Below are 8388 nucleotides of genomic sequence, written 5' to 3'. Positions count from 1 at the left end.
CCCGGACCTTGCCAAGGTCCGGGAACCGTCGCTGAAGTTAATCGTAAGGCGAATCACCATAAACGTAAAAAACTTACTCTTGTAAGGAGATGGGGGAGAGGTTCGGTGTCACGACTTTAGTCGTTCCACCCCATCCACCCCATCCACCCCAAGACACAGGGTCGGGTTAAAAGAAGACGATTTAACCGTCCGTCTTTCCTCTGGGGACTGGGGCTTCATTGCCTTGAAGTCCGAGTTGTTCAAGCATGGCACGGTCTTGGTCGGGGGGTTGACCCAGGGTGGTCAGGTAGTGACCGATTAACATGGCGTTGATGCCGGCTTTGAGTCCTAAATGTTGGAGTTCGCCCATGACGGATTCTCGTCCTCCAGCATAGCGAATAATTTGCTCGGGGAGGATGAGACGGAAGATGGCGATCGCTTTTAAGGCTTCGTAAGCATCAAGTTTGGGCCGATCGCCCAAAGGCGTGTCGGACCGGGGATTGAGCAGGTTCAGGGGGACGGATTCAACTTCCAATTCCCGCGCGGCTAAGGCTAAATCAATCCGGTCTTCCCAGCTTTCTCCCAAGCCAATAATCCCTCCGCTACAGGCTTGGATGCCTGCGGCTTTGAGATTTTTGATGGTGGCGACGCGATCGCCCCAAGTATGGGTGGTGACAATGGATGGGTAAAAGTTTTCCGATGACTCTAGGTTATGGTTATACCGCGTAACTCCTGCTTCTGCTAAGGCTTTAGCTTGTTCTGGAGTCACTTCCCCCAAGGCACAGCAGGGTTTGACGTTGGTCTCGTCAATAATCTGGCGTACCGTTGCCAGGATTTCTTCAAATTCTTGGGATTTGGGACTGCTGTATTTGGGTCCTCTGCCTTGGGAAACTAGGCAAAACCGGCTGGCACCAGCGGATTCGGCAGCTTTAGCTTGGGCGAGAATTTCGTCCCGGGGTTTGAGTCCGTAAATGGGCGAATCTGTGCCGGGATGATGCACGGATTGGGAGCAAAAGCCACAGTTTTCTGAGCAATTGCCGGATTTGACGTTGATGATGCTACATAAATCGACGGTATTGCCGCAGCAGGCTTCGCGGACTGCATTGGCAGCTTCGCACAGCAGCAGGATGGAGTCTTGACCTTCAATTTGAGTCAGGGCGATCGCTTCTTCTCGGGTGAGGCGATGCCCAGCAATAATGAGATCGGCCAGTTGCTTGAGAGACTCCCGCAGGGTTTCGGTTATCCCGACTACGGCGTCATTCTCGGCCACTTGTGCGGATTGATGGGAAATTTTTGATACGGGTGCTTGAACCACTTTCAGCCCTTCTATGACAGTTCCTGAAGTTCTGGCATTTTACCATCGGGGCTTTACCGTTTTCGAGTGGATTTTGGTAATGATGGGTTAAGGCACTATTTTTAGGCGTTATCCGCTAACGATTAAGGGTTATGCCATAACCCAGGACAAATCAAGATAAATTACGGCCTGGGGACAAGCGGTGTGGAAGAAAAAATCATGAAGTGCAACCTCACCTCCCTAGGGAAATTTTCAATATTTAAGGGTTAATAATTCTGAAATGACGATCACCCGGGTGTTGCCAACAAAAGCAAAGCTATATGAGAAGCTGAAACGGTCAGAACATCTGTGAAAAGGGGATTTTTCCCGGTGATGCCCTGCATTACGCTGACTTTTTGAGCAGGTATTTGAACATATTGTCTTTGACCATATTTTGCCGCAGGACTTCGAGTAAATATTCCTGGGCTTGCTCTTGAGTTAGTCCCCTGACTTGTTCTTTCAAAAGTTGCAGTTTAAACTCTTGTTCCAAGCTCAAATTAGTTGGCATATCCATTGGTTTGCTCCTGGTGGTTTCGTTGGTTATTTTTATTTACTACAGGAATAGACGGGTAATCCGTTTGGTTGGGTCCCGCTAATTGTAAAGTATCATTAAGTTTGCTTGACAAACTGTCCAAAACGTACATTTTAAAATTTATTTTCGCTACAAAAGTTTATCAAAGCCCTGTAAGTCTTATTATAAAAGGGAAAAACTGCCCAGACATCAGCCAACGGAGATAAGCCTAATGGACGCAATGGAGTTTTTTCGCCGGAGTGCAGGGAAGTGGCGATCGCAGCGCACGACCCATCACCTTGCTTTCCGACGAGCGGAACTAGGAGATTCAGAAATCCTGGTGGAAACTTTAGACAAAGATCATCCCCAAGTTGTAGAAATCTGCGAGTTACATCAAATAGATCCCCATCGGGCGATCGGCGGAGCCTTTGTCTCCTGGGCGGGTTCAATGGAATGGGACCAGAATGATGAAAATCACTCTGGCTCCACAGTATTTGCCTTGGTGCCGGAAGAGGATAACCCCAAAGCTGGAAAACTTCTCAGAGAGCGGGGTTATGCCGAAATTGTCCCGGTGGCGGGTTTATATGAAATGGATGAGGAAGAGGGTCTGATTCTGGTGACGGAATATGAAACCATGAGCGTCGTCGAACGCTTCTGGTTTGCCAGTCCGGATTTACGACTGCGGACGAGTACCGTCACGCGGTTTGGGGGGTTTAGCACGGCTTCATTCTGTAGCGAAAGCCGGATCCAGGTCGAATCCGCCCCCAGCAGTAGCGATCGCCTCCCTGACTCCGACGAGAATGCCAGAACCACCCCAGAATTCCATTCCGCCTTCGGCTGGTAATCAAAAGGAAGACCAGGGGAGTCTTGAAGGCTCCCCCATCCCCCGGATCATGTCCGACCCCTTGGTCCGGGGGTCTGATTATCTCAATGCGGTGCGTCAGATTGCGATCGACCCCAGTACCATTTGGTCCGGGGAAGATATTATCGAGCGGATCCGAATCTGTACCTGGATTGGAGAGCATATCGAAACCATCAACCAGGAACTGCGGGAGTATCTGGAAGCCTGCCATCAGTGTTTTCCGGCTTCGGAACGGCGGGAGATTTTAATTTTTGCCGCCCCGATCGCCCCAGAATATGGGATTGATGCCCTCTGTAATATCCTGGTGGATCCGATGGCGATCGTCATCGATGTCGGTCGGACAGCACCCCAGGACTGGTTAAGCATTGTTGTCCATGAATATGCTCATGCCTATTTGAGGTCCCCCGGACATGATGCCCGACTCCTGGAGGTCCTAACTCATCTGTGTTTAGGCTTGGGACTCGAACCCCCGAATGCTACGGGGATGGATGAGAGGGGGATGGATCAGATGTTAAGAAATTGGCCGCACTGTGACGCAACTCCTGAACCCCTGGCCTTCTGGCGAGGTAATGGATAATACTTTTTGTGGCGAAATATTACAGATTGTTGCGTTCAGTGAGAAAAATGAGACTGATCTGACCGTCATCCCGTAATCTGAAGGATGTCTATTTATTGAAATCGGCAGTCAGTCGGTAGCAGTGACCGTTGAGCGCTACGGGTTCAAGCCATCCCTAGAACAGACCGAATTTGTCTTTCTAGGGGGTTCCCATACCTTAAGGGCCAATTCGCTGCATCTGCCACTGAAAGCAGAAGTTAAAATTTGAACTTACGGAGATTCTGACGTGGCATTACCTTTGTTACAGTACGCTCCTAAGAGCCAAAACCAGCGGGTGGCTGGATATGAAGTGGGAAGCGATGAGCAACCCAAAATCTATACCACCGAAAACCTGCCCTCTCCTACGGAGATGGATGAGGTGATTTGGGCCAGCTACCGCCAAATTTTCAGCGAACACCAAATCCTCAAGAGCAACCGCCAAACCTTCTCCGAATCTCAACTGAGATATGGTCAAATCACCGTTCGTGATTTCATTCGCGCTTTGGCGACCTCGGATGCGTTCGTGCGGCTCAATTACGAGACCAACAGCAACTACCGTTTCGCCGAAATTTGCGTCCAGCGCATTTTAGGCCGCGACGTTTACAACGAACGCGAAAAAATTGCATGGTCTATCGTCATCGCCACTAAGGGTGTCGAAGGCTTTATCAGTGCTGTCCTCGATAGCGAAGAGTACCTGAACAGCTTTGGGTACAATACGGTTCCCTATCAGCGTCGTCGGATTCTACCCCAACAGGCCAAAGGTGAAACTCCCTTTAACCTGAAAACCCCCCGTTATGGTGAATACCATCGCTCTCAATTGGGCTTCCCACAAATCATCTGGCAAACTCAAGTACGCCGCTACGTTCCCCAAGACAAGGTGGCTCGCGCAGGCGACCCCTCCCTCTATATGGATATGGCGCGTAACCTGAATAACGCCAAAGGTAATCCCCCCAGCCGCGTTTCTACTTTCAATATGAATTACGAAGCGCTGGTTCCCCGTAAGAAGTAATTGCATTTTGCTCTCTGTAGCAATGTAATTCCCTCAACCCTGAAGTTAGGGGCTAGAGTCTGGGAAGTTGTGGCAAGCGAAACCATAATTCTTAGTCTTTGGCCCCTAACTGTTTTAGGGCTGAGGAGACTTTTTTCCCGGCTTTACCCCTTCTTCATAATTCCATTCAGGCAGTTATTCGGGTAACTCGTCTGGAAAATCTTTACCCTGTATGGATTTTCTAGAGTCCTTATCTAAAGACTGCTTTTTATAACAGCATTTAACCCGGTTATCTTTATTAAAACTTATTAATTTAGCTCTTGACAATTTGAGCTTAAATCGAGTAAGACTGAACAATAAAACAGTTTAAATTAATCTCTTTTAAACTGTCCCGAAGACTCAGACATCAGGCTGAAAATAACCATCAGGTAGGCATCTAGCCTCTTCCCCCAATCAGGCGGGTTTCATCCCTCAGTAACAGGGCCAGCATTATGATGGTTGATTTAAAGCAATTCTTTGATGCGACAAATCCGAGTAAGACCCTATTTGTCGAAAATTCGGAACTGGATCAGAAATATTATATTGATTTTTCCTCCGTGCGCGGGGGCAAAATTATTGAGGATTTAAAGGATAACATTACCCTCTGGTCCCCAGAAAAACCCACCTGTCAATTGTTTACGGGACATATTGGCTGCGGGAAGTCCACGGAATTACTGCGTCTCAAGGCAGAGTTAGAACAAGAAGGGTTTCATGTGGTCTATTTCGAGTCCTCTAAAGACTTGGAAATGGGCGATGTTGATGTGGGGGATATTTTACTGGCGATCGCCAAACGAGTCAGTGAAAGCCTTGATCGCCTCACCCTAGAAGAACCCAAACGCCTGAAAAGCATTCTGCAAGGCGCAGCCAAACTATTACAAACAGAAATCGAGTTTGACAAACTAGAGATCGATGCCTTGGGCAATAAAATCAGCGCCAGTAAAGAAGGGGTGACAGTTGATGCCTTTGGCAATCAATTCAGCGCGGGTAAAGAAGGGATTACCATTGTAGCAATGGGGATTGCCAAAATTACCGCTAAGGTCAAAGCAAGTCCCGATCTTCGCAGCAAATTAAGAGGATATCTGGAACCCCAAACCAATGGGCTTATCGATGCGATTAATAAAGAAATCCTCGAACCGGCGATCGCCCATCTGAAGCAGCATGGCAAAAAAGGACTCGTGGCGATCGTCGATAGTCTGGACAAAGTAGATAGTACACCGAAACCTTGGGGGCGTCCTCAACAAGAGTATCTCTTTGTCGATCGCGGTGAACAGTTGCGATCGCTGCACTGCCACCTGGTTTATACCATGCCCCTAGCGTTGCGCTTCTCCAACGACTTCGGCACCCTAATCGAACGCTTTATTGTCCGTCCCCAAGTGCTGCCGATGGTCCCGGTTCAATGTCCGAATGGCAGTGAGAATATTGAGGGAATGGAACTCCTGCGCCAAATGGTCCTCGCCCGAGCTTTCCCAGATTTAGAACCGCGCCAGCGCCTGGAAAAAATCACCCTAATCTTTCAAGATCCCGAAACCCTTGATCGCCTCTGCCAAGTGAGTGGGGGTCATGTCCGAAATTTACTCCGAATGCTCAATGATGGCATTAAAAAACAACGGGGACTGCCGATCACTCGCCAAACCATCGAGGATGTAATTTCCGCCTATCGGAACGAACGAATTTTAGCCGTCACGGATCTAGAGTGGGGGCTGCTGCGGCGCGTTATGGAACAGAAAAAGGTGGCGGGAGATGATGGATATCAAACCCTAATCCGCAGTATGTTCGTGTATGAATATCGCGATACGGCAGCCTCTTGGTTCGATATTAATCCAATTTTGGCAGAAGCGAAGGAGTTAGGCTGATGAGTGAGACACTATCCGATGCGGAGGTCATGAATCAGAATCAGCGGGCGTTGGCAGAACTGATCTGGGCGATTGAAATGTCCCAGGGACAATTTAAGCTGATGCTAGTGCGATGTAATTATATCACATTGCGCGATGTGCTGGTGCAACAACTCCAACAAGAATGTTCCTTAAATATTCAGAAAATCGTCCTAGAACCTACGGTCAAACAGGTGTATTCAACTTTAGGCGATCGCCTAGGCGATGAAATCCCAGATGCTTTGATGGTCTTCGGGTTAGAGTCTGTGATTGCCTTGGATGCGGTACTCACTTCCCTGAACCAAGTCCGAGAGGAATTTAGAAAAAACTGCCCCTTTCCCGTCATATTTTGGATCAATGACGAAGTGTCGGTGAAGTTGACGTGGTTAGCACCGGACTTTGAAAGTTGGGCCAGTTTGACTCACTTTGCGATCGCCCCAGATGACTTACTCTGGGCCTTGAAGGAGGAGAACGATCACCTGTTTGCGGAAATTTTTGCTGCCGGAAATCAGCGATTTGTCACGAATCAGGAGATTTTTGGCAAGCGTTATCCGTTTGAACTAACATTAGCGTTGCAGGATTTAGAAAAGGCTAAACAGCCGCTAAGTCCTGAGTTACAAGCTAGTTTGCAGTTGGTGTGGGGTCGCGATGCTTATATGCGCGATCGCATGGAGGAAGCGTTAGATTGCTATCACGATAGTTTACAATTTTGGCAAGCTAGTGATACAAAAGGCTGGAAAGATCGGGCTGGAGCAGTTTTTCATCATATTGGTTTGTGCTATGTTCGGGCGTCAGAACGCGATCGTAATCAGGATGAGAGTTATTGGAATCAAGCGCGACAGGCGTTTCAATCAGCTTTAGATTGCTTTGAGGAAGCGGGAAGACCGGACCTTGTGGGTCAGTTTATCGGTCAGCTTGGGGAAGTATTACGGCAGTTGAGTGACTATTCCAGTTTGCAGCAACTCGCTCAAAGTGCGATTCAATTGCACGAAACATTAGGGAATAGGGTACAGTTGGCGCGGGACTATGGATTTTTAGCGCAAGTGGCCCTATACCAGCAGGAGTGGGACCATGCTAAGGAATTAGCAGAAAAAGCACTGGAAATTTTAGCCCCAGATCCTCAGCAGGAACAATATCAGGGATTATATTTGCTACTGTTGGCGCGAAGTTTGCGGCAACTCGGGGAACAAGAGGAAGCAGGCGATCGCCTGGAAGAGGCGGCGAAGGGTGACCCAGAGGATAATCCCCATTTATATATTGAAATTTTGGAGGAGTGGCGATCGCTATACTATGAGCAATCGCAGTATGTGAAAGCGTTTGATCGCAAGCAGGAAAGACTGTCGATTGAGCAGCAGTTTGGGTTACGGGCATTTCTAGGCGCGGGACGGTTGGAACCGCAACGACAAGCGCGATCGCAACCGATGCCAATGGAGTCTCCCGGAAGCGTCGCCGTAGAGATTGTTGCCTCGGGACGACAAAAAGATGTGGAACGATTAATCGAACGGATTCGCAGTACCCGATACAAACTAACGGTGATCCACGGGCAATCTGGGGTGGGGAAAAGTTCCCTGGTGCAAGCGGGATTACTTCCGGCATTAAAACAAACGGTGAGTGGCGATCGGGATATATTACCCGTTTCCCAACGTTTATATACGGATTGGGCGAAAACCTTGGGGCAATTACTGGGTGAGGCCCTAGCACAACGAGGGATTCAGATTGAGGCTATTCCCGATTCGGTAGATAGGGTCCTGGAACAGTTGCGTCAAAATGAATCGAATCATCTGTTAACGGTGCTAATTTTCGACCAATTTGAAGAGTTTTTCTTTATTTGTAAGGAACCGGAAAAGCGCTTAAAATTCTTTGAGTTTTTGGGTGATTGTTTTCAGATTCCTTTTGTCAAAGTGCTGCTATCGCTGCGAGAGGATTATATCCATTATTTGTTGGCGTATAATTCCCTGGCTGGATTTGGGGCGATTAATCATGACATTCTGAGTAAGAATACGCTGTATGCAGTTGGGAATTTTTCAACGGCAGATGCAGCGGATATTATTCGGAGTTTGAGCGATCGTGCGCATTTCCCCTTAGAACCAGAATTAATCGAGGCAGTTGTCGCAGATTTAGCAGAAAATTTAAACGCAGTCCGTCCCATTGAGTTGCAAATTGTTGGCGCACAACTACAAACCGATGATATAACCACTCTTGCTGAGTAT

Annotated in this window: 7 protein-coding genes; 5 read left to right on the top strand and 2 right to left on the bottom strand. The window is 48.3% G+C overall.

Annotated features, from left to right (window positions below):
* Positions 1 to 181: 181 nt before the first annotated feature.
* The gene (gene bioB, locus J0895_RS15235) at positions 182 to 1294 is read right to left on the bottom strand and encodes a biotin synthase BioB (protein WP_207088902.1); all 1113 of its coding nucleotides are present in this window, start codon (positions 1292 to 1294) and stop codon (positions 182 to 184) included.
* Positions 1295 to 1655: 361 nt separating this feature from the next.
* Positions 1656 to 1826 carry an NblA/ycf18 family protein gene (locus tag J0895_RS15230; RefSeq protein WP_015147507.1) on the bottom strand — a complete coding sequence of 57 codons (171 nt, stop codon included), beginning with the start codon at positions 1824 to 1826 and terminating at the stop codon, positions 1656 to 1658.
* Positions 1827 to 2055: 229 nt separating this feature from the next.
* On the opposite strand from J0895_RS15230, the gene J0895_RS15225 reads away from it, so the two are divergent.
* The 5 genes from J0895_RS15225 to J0895_RS15205 all read left to right on the top strand — a co-directional run.
* Positions 2056 to 2667: a phycobiliprotein lyase gene (locus J0895_RS15225; protein WP_207088901.1), complete on the top strand. Its 612-nt coding sequence runs from the start codon at positions 2056 to 2058 to the stop codon at positions 2665 to 2667.
* On the top strand, positions 2624 to 3262 hold the full coding sequence (locus tag J0895_RS15220) for a hypothetical protein (RefSeq protein WP_242541342.1): 639 nt from the start codon (positions 2624 to 2626) through the stop codon (positions 3260 to 3262). The genes J0895_RS15225 and J0895_RS15220 overlap by 44 nt, the downstream gene beginning before the upstream one ends.
* Before the next feature lie 265 nt (positions 3263 to 3527).
* Positions 3528 to 4289 (top strand): phycobilisome rod-core linker polypeptide, encoded by a 762-nt coding sequence (locus J0895_RS15215; protein ID WP_207088900.1) that lies wholly within the window; start codon positions 3528 to 3530, stop codon positions 4287 to 4289.
* 470 nt (positions 4290 to 4759) lie between these two features.
* A complete protein-coding gene (locus J0895_RS15210) occupies positions 4760 to 6160 on the top strand; it encodes an AAA family ATPase (protein WP_207088899.1) in 1401 nt (466 codons plus the stop codon).
* On the top strand, positions 6160 to 8388 hold a 2229-nt coding region (locus J0895_RS15205), incomplete at its 3' end, for an nSTAND1 domain-containing NTPase (RefSeq protein ID WP_207088898.1). The genes J0895_RS15210 and J0895_RS15205, both read left to right, overlap by 1 nt.

The organism is Phormidium pseudopriestleyi FRX01 (genome assembly GCF_017313335.1).
GTDB lineage: Bacteria > Cyanobacteriota > Cyanobacteriia > Cyanobacteriales > Laspinemataceae > Laspinema > Laspinema pseudopriestleyi.
This window is presented reverse-complemented; position numbering and strand designations above follow the sequence as displayed.

Bases quoted from the DNA above. Each gene is read 5' to 3' on its own strand.
- J0895_RS15225 (WP_207088901.1), top strand. From the start codon at position 2,056: ATGGACGCAATGGAGTTTTTTCGCCGGAGTGCAGGGAAGTGGCGATCG.
- J0895_RS15220 (WP_242541342.1), top strand. From the start codon at position 2,624: ATGCCAGAACCACCCCAGAATTCCATTCCGCCTTCGGCTGGTAATCAA.
- J0895_RS15230 (WP_015147507.1), bottom strand. From the start codon at position 1,826: ATGGATATGCCAACTAATTTGAGCTTGGAACAAGAGTTTAAACTGCAA.
- J0895_RS15210 (WP_207088899.1), top strand. From the start codon at position 4,760: ATGATGGTTGATTTAAAGCAATTCTTTGATGCGACAAATCCGAGTAAG.